This window comes from Natronomonas pharaonis DSM 2160 (assembly GCF_000026045.1).
Lineage (GTDB): Archaea > Halobacteriota > Halobacteria > Halobacteriales > Haloarculaceae > Natronomonas > Natronomonas pharaonis.
Genome location: NC_007426.1, coordinates 1,182,303 through 1,201,866, shown reverse-complemented (window position 1 = coordinate 1,201,866; position 19,564 = coordinate 1,182,303). Strand labels below are relative to the sequence as shown.

Here is a 19,564-nt window from a genome sequence, read left to right as displayed (position 1 = left end):
GGGGCTACTGCGTCCAGCATAATAGGTGCGACGCAGGGCCCGCCTATTCGAGACAGACGTAGGTTTTCGTATCAACGACGCCCTCTATCGCCCTGACATTCGTTGCCACGGAGTCGATGATATCGGCTACTTCGTCGGCTTCGGCTTCGAGCACGATGTCGATATCGCCGGCGACGACGTTCGCGTCGGCAATGTAATCGAGGTCGCTGAATCGTTCTAGCAGCGCCCTCGCTCGGCCGGTGTCGGCTTTGACCATGATGAACGAACGAGCCATGTGTGGGTATCCAACATGGATTGACAAATCGCTTTCGTCGTGTTAACCCGTGACGTTTGTTTTCCTGTCTCGAATAATATTTTTGTACTGTCTAATCATTGCACCTCCTGTATGTCCGCACCCGCATCCATTCCCAGTGGCGCTGTCGGCGGCGGAGCCGATGTCGGCCCCGTCGCGACGACTGTATCGACGACGGCCGCCCTCGCTGGAGGGTCCCGCGTAAAAACACTCATTTGTGGTGAAAACGATGGTGGAGACACACGCTGACAGCGCCAGAGAGCTTGTATCGAACGAGTACGTTTCCGTCGACGAGGACACGTTCGTCGGCGAAGCGATACGGGAATTCCGGGAGTTCTCCCCGGTCGATGAAGAAACGACTGTCTACTTCCTGTACGTCGTCGATGACCAAGGGAACCTCACCGGCGTCGCCTCCTTCCGGGAGCTTCTAAACGCCGACGAGGACGAGTTCGTCACCGACATCATGGAGACGGACCTCGTGACTATCGACGCCGATGCCCACCCCGAGAAAGTGTCGGCGACCATGTCCGACACCGACTTCCAAGCCCTGCCAGTCGTCGACGACGGCACGCTTGTCGGCATCGTCCGCGCCGATGACATGGTCGATGTCGTCGAGGAAGAAGCCACCGAAGACATCCTCAAAAGCGCCGGGATGACCTTCCGGGACATCGAGGCGTCCCGGAGCACGGCAATTCTCGAATCATCGGTCCCGAAGATACTCTGGCTGCGACTCCCGTGGCTCATCGTCGCACTCGTCGGTGGACTGCTCGCCGGTGCCGTCATCGAGGAGTATGAGGCGACACTGGAGACGGCAGTCGCACTCGCGTTTTTCATTCCGGTCATCATGGACATGGGCGGTAACGTCGGTACACAGGCATCGACGATTTTCGTCCGCGGGCTCGCGTTGGGCCATATCGACGACCGGAACGCGATGCGACATTTCGCTCGTGAGGGGCTTATCGGACTCGCTATCGGTCTCATTATCGGCAGCCTCGGTGCCGGCGCAGCCTACGGCTGGCGGGTGCTCCGCGGTGACCCACACGCTGAGACGATAGCCATTGTCGTCTTCATCGCGCTTGTGGCCGTCTGTGTCGTCGCCTCCGTCGTCGGCTACGTCATCCCGTGGCTGGCGAACAAAGCCGGCTACGACCCCGCAGCTGTGTCGGACCCGCTCGTGACGACAATCAAAGACGTGACTGCGCTGTTAATCTACTTCGGACTGGCGACGTTCCTGCTGGCGGAGCTGTTGTAGTCCGTTCGCAGCGCGATTTTTTGAGCAACATTGTTTATCCCCCTCGTCGTACAGCAATCTATGTGTACTAATGCCACGACCCTACAGCGAGCCGGACGACGACGCACATCCCGTCTTCAGGGGGACTGACCCGTGGTTGTCGCCTACATTACGGTCAAGGCCAACACCGGCGAGGCCGACCGGCTCCGTTCCGACATCAAGGCCATCGAGGGCGTCGTCTCGGCGCACATCGTCGCCGGCGATGTCGACATTATCGCGAAGGCCGAGGTTGAGTCGCCGGGAGATGTCAAGGACATCGCCGCCACCTCGATTCAGAGCCTCGACGGCGTCGACGACACGCACACCTACGTCGCGATGGGGTAACGCTGCCAGCACCCGTGCCGGTGGCCGGCTCAGCCCGGGTTTCGGGCGCGAATACGACCCGAACGTTGATACCTCGAAGTGGGGTATATAAGCCCAACCACGGGTATGTCATCGCTTGGTCCCTCCGGATTGCGTCGGCTGGCGCTCGTTGCGATAGTGGTGGGTTTCGTCGTTGCTGTTGGTGCCGGCACAGCGGCGGCCGAGCCCGAAATCGAGGACTTCGAATTCGATACCGACGACGAGCTCGCCGGCGCGATAGCTGAGTACGAGGTCGGAGGAGATGTCGCGAACGTCTCTGAGAACCAAAATCTCGTCTTCGAGCTCGACGTTACGGAGTGGACAGAGAGTGAAAACGGCGAGTTCATCGATATCGTCGACACCGGTGACTTCGACGACGCCGATGCATCTGGTGGTGTTATTACCTTCACGAAGACGGCCGGCGGTGAGGACGTCTCAGCCGTAGCTACCATCTCGCTTCGAAACCCGACTATTGACGAGGCAACCGCAACGCTGACCGTTCACAGCGGGGAGGGGACCAGCGAGCCGGCAACTGAAACCGTCGAGTTCGGTGAGATAGCTGCGTCGTTCGCCGACGACCCGGTCGACAGTATCGGACCGGATGACGAAACAACACTGTCGGTCGAAGCTGACGGGAGTCCCGCAGAACACGTCGTGGTATCCTCGCCGGGGTTGGACGGCAACCAACTGGAGTCGATTTTCAGTGTCGATAGGGACCACGAAGATATCGGCGTCGAGACCGACGGCGACCGCCTGCTCATCAATCGGCCAGCTGATGCCGGCGAACAGCCACCTGTGCCGGAAATCGAGGCCTCGTTCACTCACGTCGGCGCTGCTAACTATCAGTTCGTTATCAGCGTCGACCGTTCTCGTGAAGAGACAGTCATCCCGCTCGAAGTCGAGGAGCCGGAGATCGATGTCGAATTCGACGAAGACCTCTACGAGGTGCCGGCTGGTGACCTCGTGACGATGGACGTTAGCCTCGATGGCCTCGACGAGACGTACTTGCTTGTCGGCGCTGACGGAACGACCGCCGAGGAAGGCGTCAACGATTTCCTCGATATCGTCAAATTCGACGGTGGTGAGCTGACAGTCAACACACGGTTGCTCGGAACTGATGCACCCGCGGACGCCGTCTACATCACTGACGGGACGGTTCACAGTTATCTCCACGGTGATGAAACCGAGTTCGACGATGTGGATTTCAGGGAAGACGAGGAAGGGGAGGGTGACGAGATAGCAGCGTCGCTTGACGAATACCGGGCCGAACTCGATATGACCGAACAGCCCCGTCCGCTTCAGCCGGACCGCTATCGAATCGTCGCGGGAGCGGAAGGAACAGTCATCACGCGTGACGACGAGATACCCGACTTCGACTATCCGCTAGGGCGGTCGAACCTGCTGTTGAATCAGCCGGAGCCGGGAGAGGTAACGACCCACGTCGCCCCGCAAGCGAGCGCAAACAGCGTCGAAGAGACCGGCAGCCTCAACGAGCTACTTGACGAACTTACCGAACGGGAGACGGTCGCGAAGGGCGACCGACTCGTCTTCGAAATCGAGGCGACGGGCATCTATGGCAACCTGTTTGCCTTCGGTGATGGCTCCGAACCGCCGTTTGAGGAGGGTGTTCATCCCCGAGCGCTTGGCAGCGTCGTTGACGCCCACGAGGGCATTATCGTCAACGTCAGCGAAACCAACTCGGACCCCAACACGGCTCCAACTGAGATTGATTTCAATGAACCAGCGGACGGCGATGCCTATGTCCTGCCAGCCCACGAAGACGAGGAACTGAGCGAAATCGACCGGTTCTACGTTGTCCTCGATACTCGCGACTCGGGTCCGTTTACCCGCTCGGTCCGCCACGGCGACGAGTTCGATGTCGAGTTCGGCTACGAATCACCGTCAGACGCCCGACACCGGTTCGTTGACGTGCCGCTCGGCGTCCGGCCACCGGCATACAGCATCGACCCCGACCTCGTCGACGAGAACCCGAACACCGAACACTACCCCTACTACCGGACAAGCGAGACCGGCGAGACCGACATCGCGCCGTTCCGCATCGAAGACCCCAGTGCCGAGTACGACCGTACGACCGTCGCCGATGAGCTGCTGGTCCACAACGGAACCGAAGTAACCATAGAGGGAACGACAAACGTCGCACCGGGGACGGAGACCCACATCCAACTCATCGCTCACAACCGGACGAATCCGACCCGCATCACCATCGACGAAGTCGAGATAGACGAAGACGGCAGCTTCAGCGCCACGGAAGACCTCTCGACACTCCGGGTCGGAGAAGATGTCGAAGCGGAGTTCTACGCCAACCAGCGGCTCGCTGACAAGCGCGCTGCGGATGTCGTCGACGACCTCGACGACCCGAGCGAGTTCATCGTCACCGATGTCGGCAATCCGGTGACAATGACCGAGGGCGACAACGACACGCGTGTGTCGGCAACGATAGAAAACACCGGCAACGCGGCTGACAGAAAGCCCATCGAGTTCGTCTTTGAGGACGCTCAGATAGCAGAGACCAACAGAACCGTCGAGCCCGACGAGCCGGCACCGTTCAACTTCGATGTGCCTGACGGACTCGAAGCCGGGACCTACAACTACACTGTTGTGACACCCGACGACGAGGCGTCCGGACAGGTCGTTGTCGAGCCACCGGAGCCCGAAGAGGTCATCGCTGCGGGCGGTGATGACCCCGTTGACGACCCGGCAGAGCCGGTCGATGATAACCTGCCGGCCGACGCCCTCGGCGAACTCGTCGGGGCGCTGACGAGCCTAGTCGGGGCCAGACACGCAGTCGGCGCGGCGGTCATCGTCGGTGGGGCGTACGTACTCGGCGGTTAGTCGGCCCCACCTTGCAGCGGGACCACGGCGACGATTAAGCGGTACAGTGTCGTGGGCATCCAACGACTGCAGTCGTATGACGGAAATCACAGGTCACTCGAGGACCAGCCCGTCGGTGAGTGTCTCGACCAGCAGTTCCCGGGCGGGCTCGTAGGCGTCATTGCGGTCGAGGGCGTCGAACTGCCGTCTGTGGGCGACAAACTGCGGGACGGCCCCGAGCATGTCGAGGGCGACCTCCGGGTCGTCGGCCCGGAATCGCTCGTTTTCGGTCCAGCGCTCGACGAGCGGGCCGAGCGTCCGGTATTTGTTCTCATGGTGACGCTTCTGGACGTCGGCGTCGAGTTGGTTTCGCAGCCGCTGGCCGTCGTCCTCGACGAGCACCTGATACAGGATGTCGTTGGTTTCGAGCTTCCGGAAAAGCAACGTCAGCGTCCGGCGGATTTCCTCTTCGAGCGACTCCGCATCGGCGATTTCGTCGGCGACGTCGTCGCCGATTTGGGTCACCTCCTCGTAGATGACGTCGAGATACAGTTCGGCCTTCGAGTCGTAAAACTGGTAGAACGTACTCGTGCCGATGCCGACCTCGTCGGTGATGTCGCTGATTCGCGTGCGCTCGAGGCCGAAGCTCGCAAACAGCTCCCGGCCAGCCTCGCGCAACTCGCGTTCGATTCGGTCCCGTTCTTCGTCGGTAAATCCCTTCATTCGTGGCTCTCGCCGGCCCCCTCCGGCCCGGTGTTGTCCCTCAATTGCGAATACAAAAACAAAAGCATTTTGTATTCGTGAACAGTGTGTATCTACAATGCTGCACGGCGGATCCCCACAGACCGAAGTACCGGATGACGGACCGCCCCTCCGTCACCGAACGACAGTTGGAAACTGCTCTAGAGGGAAAGCATGCGCCGTCTGACGGCCTTTGCACTCGTTTTCGCTGTGCTATTTGTTGGGGCTATGGCGGGGGCTGCCGCCGGGCAAATGCAGGACCCGCTGTTCGTGAAGGGCAGCCCCGACCTCGATGTCGAGGCACCCGATGAAACCCTGCCGCCTGAGGCAACGTCCGAACTCACATTACAGGTAACAAACGATGGCCGGGTAACGACCGGTGCGCCCGGCAACCGTGAGGTCGTCACAACCGCCCGTAACGTCCGGCTTGAAGCTGAAGGCGAGCGTGGTATCGAGGTCGAAACCGGCAAAATGGCTATCGGCTCGGTCGGTGAAAACGAGCCACGGGAGGTCCCCATCGCTGTGACGGTCCCCGATGACGTCGAGCCCGGAGAGTACGAAATTGATGTCGACCTCAGATACTCCTACACCTCAGCTATCTCACAGCGGGGCGGCTCAACCCAAGACCGCACTCGGACGGTGACTCGAACCGTCGATATCACCGTCGATGAAGGACCGTACTTCAAAATTACTGGCGTCGACTCCGACGCACAGATCGGCGACACCGGTACTGCCGAAGTGACGCTCGAAAACATCGGCCACGAGGATGCCGACGATGTGCAACTGACACTCGAAACACAGAGTTCTCGCTTCCTCTTCGGCGAACGTGAGTCCGATACAACCCGCATCGGTGAACTTGCCGCCGGCGAGGAGACGACACTCAACTACGACGTGACTGTCCCATCCGATGCCAGCATCCGGGAGTTCGCCTTCGACGGTACCGTCCGATACACCGACGAAGACGCGACCGATGGCCTTCAGGAAGGCCTTATCGGCGGAACGACGCCGGAAGCCGAACAGACCTTCTCGATTTCCAATATCGACTCGACACTCCGCGTCGGCGAGCGCGGCGACCTCTACGGCACCGTCACCAACACCGGCCCAACGACGGCCAATAGTGCTGTCGTCCGCTTTGCCGATGAAGACCCCAACGCCGTCCCAGTCGAACAACGCGTCGCCGTCGGCGCGCTTGACCCAGGGGAGTCTGCCGACTTCCGGATGCCCATCGAGATGACACGCGAGGCCGAAGCCGTCCCGCGGGTCTTCGACATGATGGTCACCTACCGCAACGCGGACAACGAACTGCGCCAGTACGAGGACACCGACGCCTTCTCTGAAATCGCCCCCCGGCGCGACCAGTTCCTCGTCGATGTCGAGGACCGCGAGATAGCGGCCGGCGAGACCAAACTCATCGATGTCGAGGTGACGAACAACCTTGACGAGACGGCAACCGACGTCGAAGCGCGGCTCTTTGCGGACGACCCGCTTGACAGCGACGACGATGAGGGCTTCGTCGAGGAACTCGACCCCGGTGAGACGACAATGATGACGTTCGAACTCGAAGCCGAAGCCGGCGCAACACCGAAGACGTACCCCATCGAGTTCGACTTCCGATATGACGACGAGCGCGGCAACAGCCAGCTTTCCGATACGACACGCGTCGCCTACAACGTCACCGAGGCTGAAGACGGATTGCCGTGGCTACTCGTCGGCGTCGTCCTGCTCGCTGCGGGCGGCGGCTTCTACTGGTACCGGAGGAAATGAATGCCAGCCGGTAGCGAGCGGGCGAAAACCGTCTTCGATACGCTCAAGGAGTCTATCGTCACCCGTCCGAAGACGGTCGTCCTCGTCTTTCTGCTCGCTACGGCTGCCTTCGCCGCCGGCGTCCCAGCAGTAGAGGATGAAGACGATGCGACCGAGGGGTTCACGCAAGATATTCCCGAGCAGGAGGCCCTTGACGCTATCAACGAACAGTTCGAGGGACCGTTCACTGAGGACACGGCATCGACACAGTTGATTCATGTCGGCGGTGACGTGCTCACTAGGGGAGAGTTGCTCCGTTCGCTGACGGTGCTTGAGCGAGTTGAGCAGCGTGAGGACCTTCGGATGGCTTCAGCGGGCGGGCCGCCTGTCAGCGTCGCACGAGCGCTTGATGAGGACGTAACTGCCGAGTCATCGATGGCTGCCCACCGGCAAGCCGTCGAGAATGCGACGCCAACCGAGATTAGAGGAGCCGTCCGCGAAGCCGCGGAGGAAGATGAGAGCTTTGCGATACAGTTGGGTAACGATTTCAGCGAAACAGAGGCGTCAGCATCGGCGTCAATGACATCCATCAGCCATGATGTCCCACAAGGGTTTGATGATAATGACTTAGCAGATATTCAGACGACCATCGACAGTATCGCCGACGACGAACCCGGCGATTTGCGTGTGTTCGGTACCGGTATTACCCAAAGCGAGTTCGGGGAAATTATCGGTGATTCACTGGCCATCGTGATGCCGATTGTCGTCGTGTTGCTCTTGGCGTTCCTCGTCGTCGCCTACCGAGACCCGATTGACCTTATGATGGGGCTGTTTGCCCTGCTGATGACGATTATCTGGACATTCGGCTTCATGGGACATGCCGGGATTCCGTTCGACCAGAACATGATTTCGGTCCCGGTGCTGTTGCTAGCAGTCGGAGTCGACTTCGGCATTCACATTATCAACCGGTATCGCGAGGAGACCATCCAAGGATACGACCCGGTGACGGCGATGCGAACAGCCAATAATCAGCTCATCATCGCCTTCATTATCGTCACAGTGACGACGGTTTTCGGATTCGGCGCGAACGTCGTCTCCGATCTTGACCCGATACGGAACTTGGGTATCGTCTCCGCGGTCGGTATCGTGTTCACATTCCTTGTTTTCGGGTTGTTCCTCCCGGCAGCGAAAATCGAAGCCGACCGGATTCGAGAAAAGTATAATGTGCCTGAGTTCAACTCGACGCCGATCGCTTCCGAGGAATCTGCGCTTGGCCGGATTCTCGCCTTGCCGTCGAAAGCAAGCCAGAATGCGCCGGTTGTCTTTGTCGTTGTCATCCTCCTTGCCGGAGCCGGGATGGGGGCCTACGGGTCGGGTGTCGACACATCATTCGATAACGAAGACTTCCTCCCGCCGGAAGAAGAGGCTGCCTACGTTCAGTACATCCCGGAACCGTTTGCCCCCGGCGAGTATACTGTTACGGAGACCATCAACCTCCTTGAGGACCGCTTTGCCGCGATGGAAGGTGAGTCGGTCACGATCTTTGTTGAGGGGCCTTTCGAAGAGGATCATGCGTTGGAAGCGCTTGCTGAACCGACGGATGACCCGCCCGATAGTCTTGCAGTCGGGCCAGGTGGGGCCGCCGACGAGACAAGTATCATCAACGTCATTGACCAGTACGCCGAACGGAATCCGGAGTTTGCCGCGCTAGTCGACCGGAACGACAGAACCGGAGACGGGATTCCAAACCGGAACCTCGGGATGATATACAACGAACTCGACGCAGCGCCGCCGGCAGTCAGCCGGCAGGCCGACCAGTACCTCACCGACGACCGCCGCGGTGCACAAATCGAGTTCGGCGTTGACGCCGACGCCTCGCAGGGTGAAATCAGCGACGACGCGAGGGAGTTCTCCGAAGACTTCCGTTACAGCGCGACAGCGACCGGTCAAATCGTTGTCTTCGACGTTATCAGCGACATAATCTTTGAGTCGGCGATTCAGGGTCTCGTCCTAGCGCTGGTGCTTACCGGTGTCTTCCTCGTCATCGCCTATGGATGGCTGGAACGGCAGCCGCTCTTAGGGATTGTCAACGTCTTCCCGATTATGATCGCCGTCGCGTTCCTCATCGGAACGATGCGGCTGCTAGATATGCCGCTAAACGCCCTGACAGCGACAATTCTGTCGATATCTATCGGTATCGGTATCGCTTACTCTGTCCACATCACCCACCGCTTTATCGACGAGTTCAAAAAACAAGAAGACACATCCGACGCTCTAGAGACGACGCTGACCGGCACTGGCGGCGCGCTGACCGGCAGTATGCTGACGACATCGCTGGGGACCGGCGCGCTCGCCTTCGCGATTACGCCGGTACTCGGCGACTTCGGACTGCTGATGGCGCTGTCCGTCGTCTACTCGTTTGCCGCTGCAATCATTGCGCTCCCACCGGCTATCTTCACCTACGAGCTGGCCATGGAGTCCGAGACAGTAGTTCGAATTCAGAACCTGCTTCGGGACAAGGTAGCCTGACTGCTTTTCTCGCCGCCTCCAAGCGCAGAAGCGCTTTTATGCTTCGTCGGGAATCCGACGCGAGACAACCACGACGAGGAGCAAGACGAGACCGAGGCCGAAGCCGACCGTTGTCATACCGAATGCGGCGAGTCCGGTTGGCGTCGGTTGGAATGTGACGATGCCAAGAAATGAAACGGGCTCGAGGTCGCGAAGGCCGGCGCTACCAATTATCGCTCCCAAGAGGCCGGCGATTGTGACGACGATGATGTAGAGACCGACGATAATCCGCCTGCCACCGACGCCTGCGCTGTCTGAATCGCTCACATCTTTTGATACGCCAACCGTCCGAATGAGCCTTTTGGAGCACGCCGCCGTGAGTTGAAACGCTTTTGAGATGATGCTCCCTATTACGTGTATGGCTAAGACGCGCGAGTTCACCGAAAAAGAGTATCTGCTCGTCGTGCTCGTCGGGGTCGCATTGCTCATGGCGACAACTGCATTTATTCTCGTCATTACGTCGAGTTGACGCGTCGTTCCGCAGTCCTGTCGGCCCACCCTTGGGGCGGGGGCTGACCGTATCGTTCAGCGGTAGCATCAGCACGAACCAACAGCCGTCGGTGCGTCGGCTACTGTTTTTGTTTCTGCCGCCCAACCAGCCCACTCTTGGAATGAATCGTGCTGCGGCTAGCGAGGCATGCGCTGGTATCGTTGCGGCCTATCGAAACGCCGAGGCAGAAAGCGCGGTTGGGTGAGAGGTTACTGTGCTTCGTCGGCTGGTTCGCCGCCGTCCGTCGCAAGCTCCTCGTCGCCGCCATCAGTGGCAGCGAGCTGCTGTTCGAACCACGCGAACTCGCGGCCGTGGAGTCCGTATTCTTTGGTGTTCCACGGGTCGGGGTCGGTGACTTCCGTGCCCTTCTTCCACGACCAGACGACGTTGACGAACCACAGCAACGTCCCGACAGCGATGATGACAGCGCCGACTGTCATCGCCTGATGCAGCAGTGTAACTTCAGTCAGCGGCGCAAGGTTCGGGTCGAACTCGTAGGTCGCATACCGCCGCGGCATTTCGAGGTAGCCAGCGATCAGCATCGCGAAGAACGTGATGTTCGAGCCGATCATCGACAGCCAGAAGTGCGCTTTCGCGAGCCGGCGGTTGTACATACGGCCGGTAACGATGGGGAACCAGTAGTAGATGGCACCGAAGCCGGCGAAGGCAATCATCCCCATCACGATGTAGTGGAAGTGACCAACGACGTAGTAGGTCTCGTGGAGCAGGAGGTTCACCGGCACCGACGCGAGGAAAACGCCGGTGATGCCACCGATGACGAAGTTGGCAACGAAGCCGAGACAGAACAGCATCGGTGCTGTCAGTCGGATGTTGCCGTTCCAGAGCGTCGTAATCCAGTTGAACGTCTTGACCGCGGACGGTATCGCAATCGCCAGCGATGTCGCCATGAACGACGCACGGATGCGTGGGTCAATGCCGCTCCCGAACATGTGGTGTGCCCACACACCGAAGGAGAGCACACCGATTGCTAACGTCGAATAGACGACAAATTTGAACCCGAATAGCTTTCGGCCCGCGAACTTCGGCAGAATCCACGAGACGAGACCCATCATCGGCAGCACGAGGATGTAGACTTCGGGGTGACCGAAGAACCAAAAGAGGTGCTGCCACAGTATGGGTCCGCCGCCTTCGGTGGCGAAAAACAGCGTTCCGAAGTTCCGGTCGAGCAGCAGCATGAGGAGGGCGCTGCCAAGCAGTGGGAAGGCAAACAGGATGATGCCGGACTGTGTGAGAATGGTCCAGCTAAAGATGTCGAGGTTCGCCCAGGTCACGTCGTCGGAGCGTTCGGTGAAGATGGTCGCGATAAAGTTGATAGCGCCCATCGTCGCCGAAACGCCGGTTAAGTGAAGCCCAAGGAGCATGAGGTCGACACCGGCGTTGGACTGCTCAACCGAAAGCGGCGTGTACATCGTCCACGAGGTCTCGGCCGGTCCGACACCGATGTCCAGCGGCATCGTGAAGAAGCCAGCCCAGATGAGGATGGCCCCCGGCGGGAGCAGCCAGAACGCGATGGCGTTGATGCGCGGGAACGCCATGTCGTCGGCACCGATGAGCAGCGGGACAAAGTAGTTCGCGAAGGCCGCGATGATCGGCGTCCCGAAGAGGAACAGCATCGTGATGCCGTGGCTCGTCAGCAAAGCGTTGTACATCTCGGTGCTCATGTGTGTTGCTCCGGGCGTCCAGAGCTCGAAGCGCATGAACATGACGGCGACGCCGCCCCAGAGGAAGGCAATGACACCGTAGATGCCGTACAGGATGCCGATATCCTTGTGGTCGACAGTCGTTAGCCAGCGGGTGATACCAGCGGGTTTGTGCGCGTGACCGCCGTCGGTGGCGACCCGCTGGCCACCAACGAACGGGAGATGCCAGTTCTGCACGCGGGCGACGAACCCAAACGCCGCAAGCACGAGCGCCCCCATGAGAACTGCCAACGCGAGCTGTTCTGCAGCCATGTATGTCTCTACCCATTCGGTAGGACTACTGGTAAAGAAAGGTTGCGTTATCCGCTGTCGGTTTCCGGCGACGCTGCAGCAGCTACCGAGGGGGAGCCCCCCCAGTAAGGGGCGGTTTACTCCTCTTTGTGAGCGGGTCCGGCCGCGTCCTCGCGTGAGTATCCAGGGGGAATCTGGTCGTCTGTTTCGTCACCGGCGACCGCCTTGCCGGAGTAGTACGTCAGCACGGCGAGCCCGAAGCCAGTAAGGACAATGATGCTCATCTGGACAACGACGACGACAGCGTTTCCGGGGAACGGCGCAATGACGGCAAACGCGGCGATGAAGAACAGCAGCACCGCCAGCGGAATCACGTTGACCGACAGGTCAAGCATCGTTTCGCGGTCGAAGACACTGTTGCTCATTGAGCGCTCATTTGTCCACGGACATTAAGAGGTTACTGGTTCCGCACGCTCTCGGAGGGGTCAGCGCCCTCGCAGCCGGGGGAGTACAACACCGCCGATTGCGAGTACCCCGCCGGTCGCGGCGATAGTCACGCCACGCTGGACAATATCGTTTGCGGGGACAGCGACGGCCGTCGCGGCAGCGTCAACCGAAACGGCGTCGAGTTGCGTCCAGATGACCAACGCGCCGACGACGGCGAGAAACAGCCCGAGCCCCGAAACGAGCCGCCACGGGGAGGCGACGTATCCCGCCTCGCTGATGATACCCGAGACGCTACCGACGAACATGACGAGGCCGGCAATAGCAACCGGGTAGACATTGAACAGGATGCCAATCTCACTGAGGACGAGCCCGAGAACAATGACGAGCGGCCACGGACTTGTCTTGTCGTATCGGTCTGCCATCCGCTCCGAGTCGGACTCCGTGCCCATACCGGTGTGTCGTACCAGCGGTTCAAAGGCGCGTCGGTTGGCGACAACGAAAACAGAAGCGTTCGTCAGTCAGACGATGGCCCCGACGTACAGGACCACGACGAGGAACACCCAGACGATGTCGACGAAGTGCCAGTACATCGAGACGGTGCTGACCGAGACGTGCTTTTCGGGCGAGTAATGGCCGTATATCGCCCGGATGAACAGAATCGTCAGCAGGACAGCGCCCAAAGCGACGTGGAGACCGTGGAGGCCGGTCAGCGCATAGAACGCTGACCCGTATGCGCCGTCAGTGAGTCCGAAGCCGTAGACCGTGATGAACTCGTAGTACTCGTAGGTCTGGCCGGCGAGGAAAATAAGCCCCAAGAGGAGCGTCGCACCAAGCAGCCGGACGAACCGCTTTCGGTTGTCCTTCAGGAGCGCGTGATGGGCGTAGTGCATCGTAACCGAACTGGCTATCAGAATCAGCGTGTTCGCGATGACGAGCGCGTTCAGGACGTTTCCGTCAGCGACAATCGGCGGCAGGTTGGCCCATGCGTCGGCCCGGATGAAAAAGTAGTATACGAACCCGGCTCCGAAGGTAGCGACTTCGGTCCCGAGGAACAACAGCATTGTTAGCTTCATCGGGAACCCGTGGTCGTCTGCCTCCCCAGCCCAGAAGTCGACGATGAAGGCGTGGTAGAGCCAGCCGTACAGGCCGGCGAGGAACGCGGCGGTGCTCAGGACGAAAACGAGCGGGCCAGCAAGCGGGCTGACGACGCCGTGCTCCGGCTGTCCCAGTACGAAAAGCGCTGCACCGATGTACAGTCCCGACCCACCGAGGGCCGCGATGAAGGGCCACCAAGAGGCCTCACCGAATCCTTTCGGCCAGTCCTCGACGGCCGGAAGGTGGTGGCCGTGACCATGGCCGTGTCCGTCGTCTGTCTCGACACTCATACGCGCTTGATTCGAGTGGAGGGTCAAAAACCCTCGCAAAACGGCTGCGCCTCAAGACGCGACAGTTGGGCCGGCGACAGTACTGGTAGCGGCAGCGAAAACAGGAACGGAAAACGGCAGGCGGTCGAACGCGCGACGAGGGCTTACTCGAGTTGCTCGTCGAGCCAGTCGTCGAACTCGTCGTCGTCCATGACCGTGAACTCACCGTTCATCTGGGAGTGGCCGGTCCCACAGTACTCTGTACAGTAGAACTGGTGGCTCCCCTCTTCGTAGGCTTCGGTCTTGATGGTGTTGTACTCACCCACGAAGGCGGACTGCTTCAGGTTGAGCTCCGGCACGTGAAGCATGTGGAGCCAGTCGGACGCATAGATGTGGATATAAACCGGTCTGTCAGTCGGTATCCGTATCTGGTCGAACTCGCTTACCTCACCGTCGGCGTAGCTCGCTTCCCAGCCGTACCGGTAGGCCTCAAGCTCTATTTCGACAGCATCCTCTTCGTGTTCGTACGGACCGACAGCCCCCTCGAGGTCCTCCGAGACTGACGGTTCGATTCGGTCTTCGTCTTCGAGTGGGTTACCAACTTCCTCGACAGCGAGCACCTGATAGGAGGCAAAGCCGACGAAAAGCAGGACGATGGCGGTTGCAATCGTCCACGTAATTTCGAGCCGTCGGTTCTCCTCGGTCGGCTTAGGGTCGTCGTTGTTCCGGAATTTGACGACCGCGTATATCAGAATCGCTTCGACGAGAATGGCTATCGGAATCGCTGCGTACAGTAGGGTCGTGTTGAGGTCGGTGATGAGCTCGTCTTGGATAGTGCTCTGGGCGGCCACGGGCTCGACCGCGAGCAGCGCAAGGGCCCCGACGAGCGCGACCGGCGCGATGCGCGTGACTCTCATGTTGGCTGGCTATTGGAGTACCAGCTAAAGTAAGTGCCGACTTCCGACTGTCCCGCTGGAAGCGGGGGGTCTAAGTATGGGCAGCCGAAGATATCGGACAATGCGTACGACTGGGTTCTCGGGGCTGCTTTCCGCGACGGTCGTCGGCGTCTACGTCCTCGTTGTCGTCGGCGCGACAGCGGCACTCGCCGACGCGGCGGCCGCCTGTCAAGGATGGCCGCTCTGTGGAGGGGACCTCTCGGACCCATCGGTGCCCGTCGCTGTGCTCCACCGAGGCGTGGCCGCCGTCGTCGGTCTGCTCGTTATTGCGACGGCCGTCGTCGGGTGGTCCGAAACGACAGCCCGCGTAAAGACCACACTCGCGCTCGCGCTCGCGTTGTATCCGGCACAGGTCGTTCTCGGGGCGCTGGTGGCGACCGGCTCGGCACTTGCAAACCTCCATCTGTTCGTCGCGATGGCCATCTTCGCGGTACTCGTCGTCGGGCTCGCGTGGCATCTCGAAGCTGAGACCGGTAGCGACGATGCCCCGGAGTCACCGCCGGAACTGGCACCGCCGGTAGACGAGGAACCCGCGGCCACCGAACAGCCGGCGCTTTCAGGGCTGGCCCGAGCCAAGGCCACCGCGCGGGCGTACTTCGAACTGACGAAGCCACGGCTCATGTGGCTGCTCTGTCTGGTCGCTGGGGCCGGCATGGTCATCGCCGGAACGCCGACGGTGCGGACCGTCGTGTTCACGCTCGGCGGTGGCGTGCTGGCTATCGGCGCGTCCGGAACGTTCAACCACGTACTGGAGCGTGACATCGACCGGCGGATGGAGCGAACGTCGGACCGCCCGATTGCGACCCACGAGGTCCCGGTGGCGAACGCGCTGGCGTTCGGTGGGCTACTGGCCGTCGCCTCGCTGTGGGCGTTCCTCTCTGTCAATCTGCTCGCGGCCGCGCTTGGTCTCGCCGCCATCGCCTTCTACAGCGTCGTGTACACGCTCATCCTCAAACCCAACACCGTCCAGAACACGGTTATCGGGGGCGCTGCTGGCGCGCTGCCGGCGCTCATCGGCTACGCGGCGGTCACCGGAACCATCGGCATCGGCGGACTCGTGCTGGCCGCGGTCATCTTCCTGTGGACCCCCGCCCACTTCTATAACCTCGCGCTGGCCTACAAGGACGACTACGAGCGCGGCGGCTTCCCGATGATGCCCGTCGTTCGCGGGGAAACCGAGACCAGAAAACACATCGTCTTCTACTTGGGCGCGACGCTTCTGGGAGCGGGGGCGCTCGCGGCCGTCACTGACCTCGGGTGGCTCTACGCCGCGACGGCAGTGCTTGCGGCCGGCGTCTTCCTGTGGGCCGTCGTTGAGCTACACTACGAGCAGACCGACCGGGCGGCCTTCCGCTCGTTCCACGCCTCGAACGCCTATCTCGGGCTCGTGCTCGTAGCGATACTTATCGATTCGCTCGCGGTGTGATGACGGCCACTGACAAGGACCCGAACTGGACGCTCATCTACACGGCCATCGTAGCGAACGCGCTTGTACTGGCCGCACTCGGCTACGCTCTGCTCGCAGAACGGCAGCCAACCGCCTACTGGGCGGTGCCGCTCGTCTGGATAACAGTCGGCGTCTGGGCGCTGCTTCGGGTGTCGCCACCGCCCGCCGCCCGTCGCACGAAGGCGCTCGCGGGTGCGGTCGCCGGCGGCTACTTCCTCGTGTTGGGCTTTGTCGGCGGGCTGTTCGGTCCGGCGTCAGGCCCGACAACCGGACTGCTGATACAGGCGACTGAGCTTCCACCGGGGTGGAACCCAGCAGTGCTGTATGCCGGCGAGTATCTCCAGTTTGCCATCATCCCGTACACGGCGTTCGGCTACGGCGTGCTGGCCTACCTCATCTACGTGACTGCCGTCGAGGCGAAACACGCCGTCGCGGGCGGTCTGCTCGGGCTGTTCTCGTGTGTCTCCTGTACGCTGCCGGTCATCGCCGCGCTCGTCGGCGGTGTCGTCGGGGGCGGCGGCGCGGTCGCACAGGCCGCAATCGAGTTCCAAAGCTACGCGATTAGTACTGCGGTCTTCGTCGTCACCGTGGGGCTGCTCTCGTACCGCCCCGGTCTCGGCCAGTTTCGGCGCTGGCTCTCGTAGTGCGGCGCTCGGCTGGAACAGTAGCCTTTAGCCCACGGCCCACCGGCGTTCTGTATGGTCATTCGTGCTTCCGACGTGCGCCGCCAATACGGCGAGACGGTGGCGCTCGACGGTGTCTCCCTGTCGGTTGACGCCGGCGAGGTGTTCGCGCTCATCGGGCCGAACGGAGCCGGGAAGACAACGCTCATCCGGGCGCTGACGGGGACGACCGCGGCCGAAGGCGATATTTCCGTCTTCGGTGAGTCCCCCGAATCGGTGGCCCGGCACCGAATCGGACTGCTCCCACAGGAGTTTACGCCGGCCGAGCGGCTGACGGCCCGGGAGCTCATCGACTACTACGGCGGGCTCTACGACGAGACGCGGGATACCGACGCCATTCTCGATGATGTGGGACTCACTGACAGCGCTGCAACCGCCTACGAGAACCTCTCCGGCGGACAGAAGCGTCGCGCGTGTGTCGGGACGACGCTCGTCAACGACCCGGACCTCCTGATTCTCGACGAGCCGACGACCGGCATTGACCCCCGCGGTCGCCGTGACCTGTGGCGGCTCATCGAGGGGCTGGCCGAGGGCGGAACGACGGTCCTGCTGACGACACATTACATGGCAGAGGCCGAAGAACTCGCCGACCGGGTCGGGATGCTCGCCGACGGTGAACTCATCGCGCTCGGGACGCCCTCGGAGCTCGTCGAGCGCCACGGCGGTGACAGCCGACTGGTCGTCGAAGCGGACGATGGGACAGCCGCGAAGACGGCGCTGCGAGATGCTGGGTACGAGCTACTCCCCGACGAGCGCCACGTCGCCGTCCCCGCTGGTCCGCGGGAGATTCCGTCTGTCGTTGAGGCGCTTGACGATGCCGGCGCTGACTACGAGGGCCTCGTCTGGCGACAGCCGTCGCTGGACGATGTTTATGTCGCGCTGACTGGCACTGACGTCGCTGCCGGCGGCGAACCGGTTACGGAGGCGTCGCCATGAGCCGGGCGGGCCGCATCGCAGCCGAGACGCGGGCAGCGTGGTATGCCTTCGTTCGCAGACGGACAGCGGTGTTCTTCACGTTCTTTTTCCCCGTGATTCTGATATTGATATTCGGTGCGCTGGTCGGGACGGACCCCACGGGCGGCGGGCTCTTCGCCGAGCCGGCCGGCTACTACGTCGCCGGCTATTTGGCAGTCGTCGTGCTCTTTACCCCGCTTTCTCGGGTCGGTAGTGAGGTCGCGCGCCACCGGAGCGGCAACCGCTTCGAGAAGCTGGCGACGACGCCGCTTTCCAGAGCGGAGTGGCTGTTCGCCCAGACGCTTGTCAACGTCGTCGTCATCGGACTGGCGTCGCTGCTCATCCTTGGGCTCGTGTTGCTCGTTACCGACGCAGCCTTCACGTTCTCGCTGCTTGTGGTCCCGTACGTCGCGCTCGGCGTTGCGCTGTTCTGTGGGCTCGGCGCGATACTGGGTCGCATCGCGGACTCACAGGACGGCGCCATTGCGGCCTCAAACGGGATTGCGATTCCGCTGCTTTTCCTCTCAGAGACGTTCGTCCCGCCCGCGCTCTTGCCGGAGTGGTTCGTGCCGCTTTTGGACCTGTCGCCGCTGACGTACTTCGCACGTGGGCTCCGGGCGGCAACCTACGAGCCGGTCGCTAACACCGGCGGAACCGGGTTGGTCGGCAGCGACCCGTACCTGAATCTCGTGGTGCTGGCAGCCGGAGCAGTCGTCTTCTTCGCCGCGGGCGCGTACGCACTGCCCAGAACGGATTAATCGAGAGATTCCAGCACCGGGATGGCCTCGCGTCGGTCGTCGTCAAGGGCGTCCCAGTCGATGCCGTCCGGCTTCGAGCCGCTGTCGAGCCGTATCGTCTCCGTCGGCGTGCAGACGATATCAATCGGTACGTCGTGTGCCGCTGCGGCTACCGTCTCGTCGACAACCTGTACGTCGTGGACAGTCGTTATGACCGGTGTTCCGTCGTCGACAAGCCCGTACTCACGCAGGACGGCGTATTCGAGGTCACTGTAGCCCTCCCCCTTGCCAACGCGGACGCCATCCCGAGTGACAGCGACGCTACCGACGACGATAGCGTCTATCGACGGCATCGACGGGGGTTCGACGGGGCGGCCGTAGTTCCGCATGTGGGAGACGGTCGGTGCAGCATCGAGGTCCGAGAGCGATTCGGGGTCGAGTTCGACAAAGCACGCTGGCTCCGAAAGCCGGGGAACGGCCATGTACACGGTCGTTCCGTCCTTGAGCAGCCGCCGCCGGAGCGGCAGTTGCGGCGCGTCGGGGTTGGCCTTGACCGCGCCGGCGTCGGCCAGTTGGGGCAGGTCCATCGCCCGCTGGGCCGCTTCGGCCGCCCCGTCGAAGTTGGTAATCCGGCCGTGGGGCGGGAATGGAAATCTGGCAAGCCCGTCCGATTCAAGCCGGTCCCAGATGCGCGACCGGAGCGTCTCCTTATCGGTCGCTGACAT

General features: G+C 61.5%; 18 protein-coding genes. 9 read left to right on the top strand and 9 right to left on the bottom strand.

All coding sequences use genetic code 11. The features are described from left to right. Nucleotides 1–43: 43 nt before the first annotated feature. Complete coding sequence (locus NP_RS06105; protein ID WP_011322954.1) at nucleotides 44–274, bottom strand: Lrp/AsnC ligand binding domain-containing protein; 231 nt, start codon at nucleotides 272–274, stop codon at nucleotides 44–46. 247 nt (nucleotides 275–521) lie between these two features. Between NP_RS06105 and mgtE the strand changes: the two genes are divergently transcribed. The 3 genes from mgtE to NP_RS06090 all read left to right on the top strand — a co-directional run bounded on the left by mgtE (nucleotide 522) and on the right by NP_RS06090 (nucleotide 4,778). Further along, nucleotides 522–1,544: a magnesium transporter gene (gene mgtE, locus NP_RS06100; RefSeq protein WP_011322953.1), complete on the top strand. Its 1,023-nt coding sequence runs from the start codon at nucleotides 522–524 to the stop codon at nucleotides 1,542–1,544. A gap of 132 nt (nucleotides 1,545–1,676) precedes the next feature. Further along, nucleotides 1,677–1,907 (top strand): Lrp/AsnC family transcriptional regulator, encoded by a 231-nt coding sequence (locus NP_RS06095; RefSeq protein ID WP_011322952.1) that lies wholly within the window; start codon nucleotides 1,677–1,679, stop codon nucleotides 1,905–1,907. A 105-nt stretch (nucleotides 1,908–2,012) separates the two neighbouring features. Further along, entirely contained in the window at nucleotides 2,013–4,778 is a 2,766-nt protein-coding gene (locus NP_RS06090; protein ID WP_011322951.1) for a BGTF surface domain-containing protein, read from the top strand. A gap of 93 nt (nucleotides 4,779–4,871) precedes the next feature. Here NP_RS06090 and NP_RS06085 read toward each other — a convergent pair whose 3' ends face one another. Continuing rightward, a complete protein-coding gene (locus NP_RS06085) occupies nucleotides 4,872–5,480 on the bottom strand; it encodes a TetR/AcrR family transcriptional regulator (RefSeq protein WP_011322950.1) in 609 nt (202 codons plus the stop codon). 270 nt (nucleotides 5,481–5,750) lie between these two features. On the opposite strand from NP_RS06085, the gene NP_RS06080 reads away from it, so the two are divergent. Together NP_RS06080 and NP_RS06075 are read left to right on the top strand one after the other, a co-directional pair. Further along, on the top strand, nucleotides 5,751–7,262 hold the full coding sequence (locus NP_RS06080) for a COG1361 S-layer family protein (RefSeq protein ID WP_198408101.1): 1,512 nt from the start codon (nucleotides 5,751–5,753) through the stop codon (nucleotides 7,260–7,262). Beyond that, nucleotides 7,263–9,770, top strand: a complete 2,508-nt coding sequence (locus NP_RS06075) for an efflux RND transporter permease subunit (protein ID WP_011322948.1) — start codon at nucleotides 7,263–7,265, stop codon at nucleotides 9,768–9,770. It abuts the gene before it with no gap. 36 nt (nucleotides 9,771–9,806) lie between these two features. Here NP_RS06075 and NP_RS06070 read toward each other — a convergent pair whose 3' ends face one another. From NP_RS06070 to coxB, 6 genes are all read right to left on the bottom strand, one after another. Next, a complete protein-coding gene (locus NP_RS06070) occupies nucleotides 9,807–10,076 on the bottom strand; it encodes a DUF7520 family protein (RefSeq protein WP_011322947.1) in 270 nt (89 codons plus the stop codon). 432 nt (nucleotides 10,077–10,508) lie between these two features. Continuing rightward, on the bottom strand, nucleotides 10,509–12,272 hold the full coding sequence (gene ctaD, locus NP_RS06065; protein ID WP_011322945.1) for a cytochrome c oxidase subunit I: 1,764 nt from the start codon (nucleotides 12,270–12,272) through the stop codon (nucleotides 10,509–10,511). Nucleotides 12,273–12,388: 116 nt separating this feature from the next. Next, the gene (locus NP_RS06060; protein ID WP_011322944.1) at nucleotides 12,389–12,676 is read right to left on the bottom strand and encodes a DUF6684 family protein; all 288 of its coding nucleotides are present in this window, start codon (nucleotides 12,674–12,676) and stop codon (nucleotides 12,389–12,391) included. Nucleotides 12,677–12,736: 60 nt separating this feature from the next. After that, the gene (locus NP_RS06055) at nucleotides 12,737–13,147 is read right to left on the bottom strand and encodes a DUF7541 family protein (RefSeq protein ID WP_011322943.1); all 411 of its coding nucleotides are present in this window, start codon (nucleotides 13,145–13,147) and stop codon (nucleotides 12,737–12,739) included. A 69-nt stretch (nucleotides 13,148–13,216) separates the two neighbouring features. After that, a complete protein-coding gene (locus NP_RS06050) occupies nucleotides 13,217–14,083 on the bottom strand; it encodes a cytochrome c oxidase subunit 3 (protein WP_011322942.1) in 867 nt (288 codons plus the stop codon). 143 nt (nucleotides 14,084–14,226) lie between these two features. After that, complete coding sequence (gene coxB / locus NP_RS06045; RefSeq protein ID WP_011322941.1) at nucleotides 14,227–14,979, bottom strand: cytochrome c oxidase subunit II; 753 nt, start codon at nucleotides 14,977–14,979, stop codon at nucleotides 14,227–14,229. 100 nt (nucleotides 14,980–15,079) lie between these two features. On the opposite strand from coxB, the gene NP_RS06040 reads away from it, so the two are divergent. The 4 genes from NP_RS06040 to NP_RS06025 are packed head-to-tail and all read left to right on the top strand — an operon-like array spanning nucleotide 15,080 to nucleotide 18,860. Further along, nucleotides 15,080–16,444 (top strand): heme o synthase, encoded by a 1,365-nt coding sequence (locus tag NP_RS06040; protein WP_011322940.1) that lies wholly within the window; start codon nucleotides 15,080–15,082, stop codon nucleotides 16,442–16,444. Next, entirely contained in the window at nucleotides 16,444–17,109 is a 666-nt protein-coding gene (locus NP_RS06035) for a DUF7546 family protein (RefSeq protein ID WP_011322939.1), read from the top strand. The genes NP_RS06040 and NP_RS06035 overlap by 1 nt, the downstream gene beginning before the upstream one ends. A 54-nt stretch (nucleotides 17,110–17,163) precedes the next feature. Then, nucleotides 17,164–18,084: an ABC transporter ATP-binding protein gene (locus NP_RS06030; protein ID WP_011322938.1), complete on the top strand. Its 921-nt coding sequence runs from the start codon at nucleotides 17,164–17,166 to the stop codon at nucleotides 18,082–18,084. Continuing rightward, nucleotides 18,081–18,860, top strand: a complete 780-nt coding sequence (locus NP_RS06025) for an ABC transporter permease (protein WP_011322937.1) — start codon at nucleotides 18,081–18,083, stop codon at nucleotides 18,858–18,860. The genes NP_RS06030 and NP_RS06025 overlap by 4 nt, the downstream gene beginning before the upstream one ends. Here NP_RS06025 and NP_RS06020 read toward each other — a convergent pair. Next, complete coding sequence (locus tag NP_RS06020; RefSeq protein ID WP_011322936.1) at nucleotides 18,857–19,564, bottom strand: 5-formyltetrahydrofolate cyclo-ligase; 708 nt, start codon at nucleotides 19,562–19,564, stop codon at nucleotides 18,857–18,859. The two genes, NP_RS06025 and NP_RS06020, sit on opposite strands and share 4 nt — an antisense overlap.

Coding starts and splice junctions, on each gene's coding strand:
- NP_RS06050 (WP_011322942.1), bottom strand. CDS start 14,083: ATGAGTGTCGAGACAGACGACGGACACGGCCATGGTCACGGCCACCAC.
- NP_RS06020 (WP_011322936.1), bottom strand. CDS start 19,564: ATGTCAGCGACCGATAAGGAGACGCTCCGGTCGCGCATCTGGGACCGG.
- NP_RS06030 (WP_011322938.1), top strand. CDS start 17,164: ATGGTCATTCGTGCTTCCGACGTGCGCCGCCAATACGGCGAGACGGTG.
- coxB (WP_011322941.1), bottom strand. CDS start 14,979: ATGAGAGTCACGCGCATCGCGCCGGTCGCGCTCGTCGGGGCCCTTGCG.
- NP_RS06060 (WP_011322944.1), bottom strand. CDS start 12,676: ATGAGCAACAGTGTCTTCGACCGCGAAACGATGCTTGACCTGTCGGTC.
- NP_RS06055 (WP_011322943.1), bottom strand. CDS start 13,147: ATGGGCACGGAGTCCGACTCGGAGCGGATGGCAGACCGATACGACAAG.
- ctaD (WP_011322945.1), bottom strand. CDS start 12,272: ATGGCTGCAGAACAGCTCGCGTTGGCAGTTCTCATGGGGGCGCTCGTG.
- mgtE (WP_011322953.1), top strand. CDS start 522: ATGGTGGAGACACACGCTGACAGCGCCAGAGAGCTTGTATCGAACGAG.
- NP_RS06035 (WP_011322939.1), top strand. CDS start 16,444: ATGACGGCCACTGACAAGGACCCGAACTGGACGCTCATCTACACGGCC.
- NP_RS06080 (WP_198408101.1), top strand. CDS start 5,751: ATGCAGGACCCGCTGTTCGTGAAGGGCAGCCCCGACCTCGATGTCGAG.
- NP_RS06090 (WP_011322951.1), top strand. CDS start 2,013: ATGTCATCGCTTGGTCCCTCCGGATTGCGTCGGCTGGCGCTCGTTGCG.
- NP_RS06085 (WP_011322950.1), bottom strand. CDS start 5,480: ATGAAGGGATTTACCGACGAAGAACGGGACCGAATCGAACGCGAGTTG.
- NP_RS06040 (WP_011322940.1), top strand. CDS start 15,080: ATGCGTACGACTGGGTTCTCGGGGCTGCTTTCCGCGACGGTCGTCGGC.
- NP_RS06075 (WP_011322948.1), top strand. CDS start 7,263: ATGCCAGCCGGTAGCGAGCGGGCGAAAACCGTCTTCGATACGCTCAAG.
- NP_RS06025 (WP_011322937.1), top strand. CDS start 18,081: ATGAGCCGGGCGGGCCGCATCGCAGCCGAGACGCGGGCAGCGTGGTAT.
- NP_RS06105 (WP_011322954.1), bottom strand. CDS start 274: ATGGCTCGTTCGTTCATCATGGTCAAAGCCGACACCGGCCGAGCGAGG.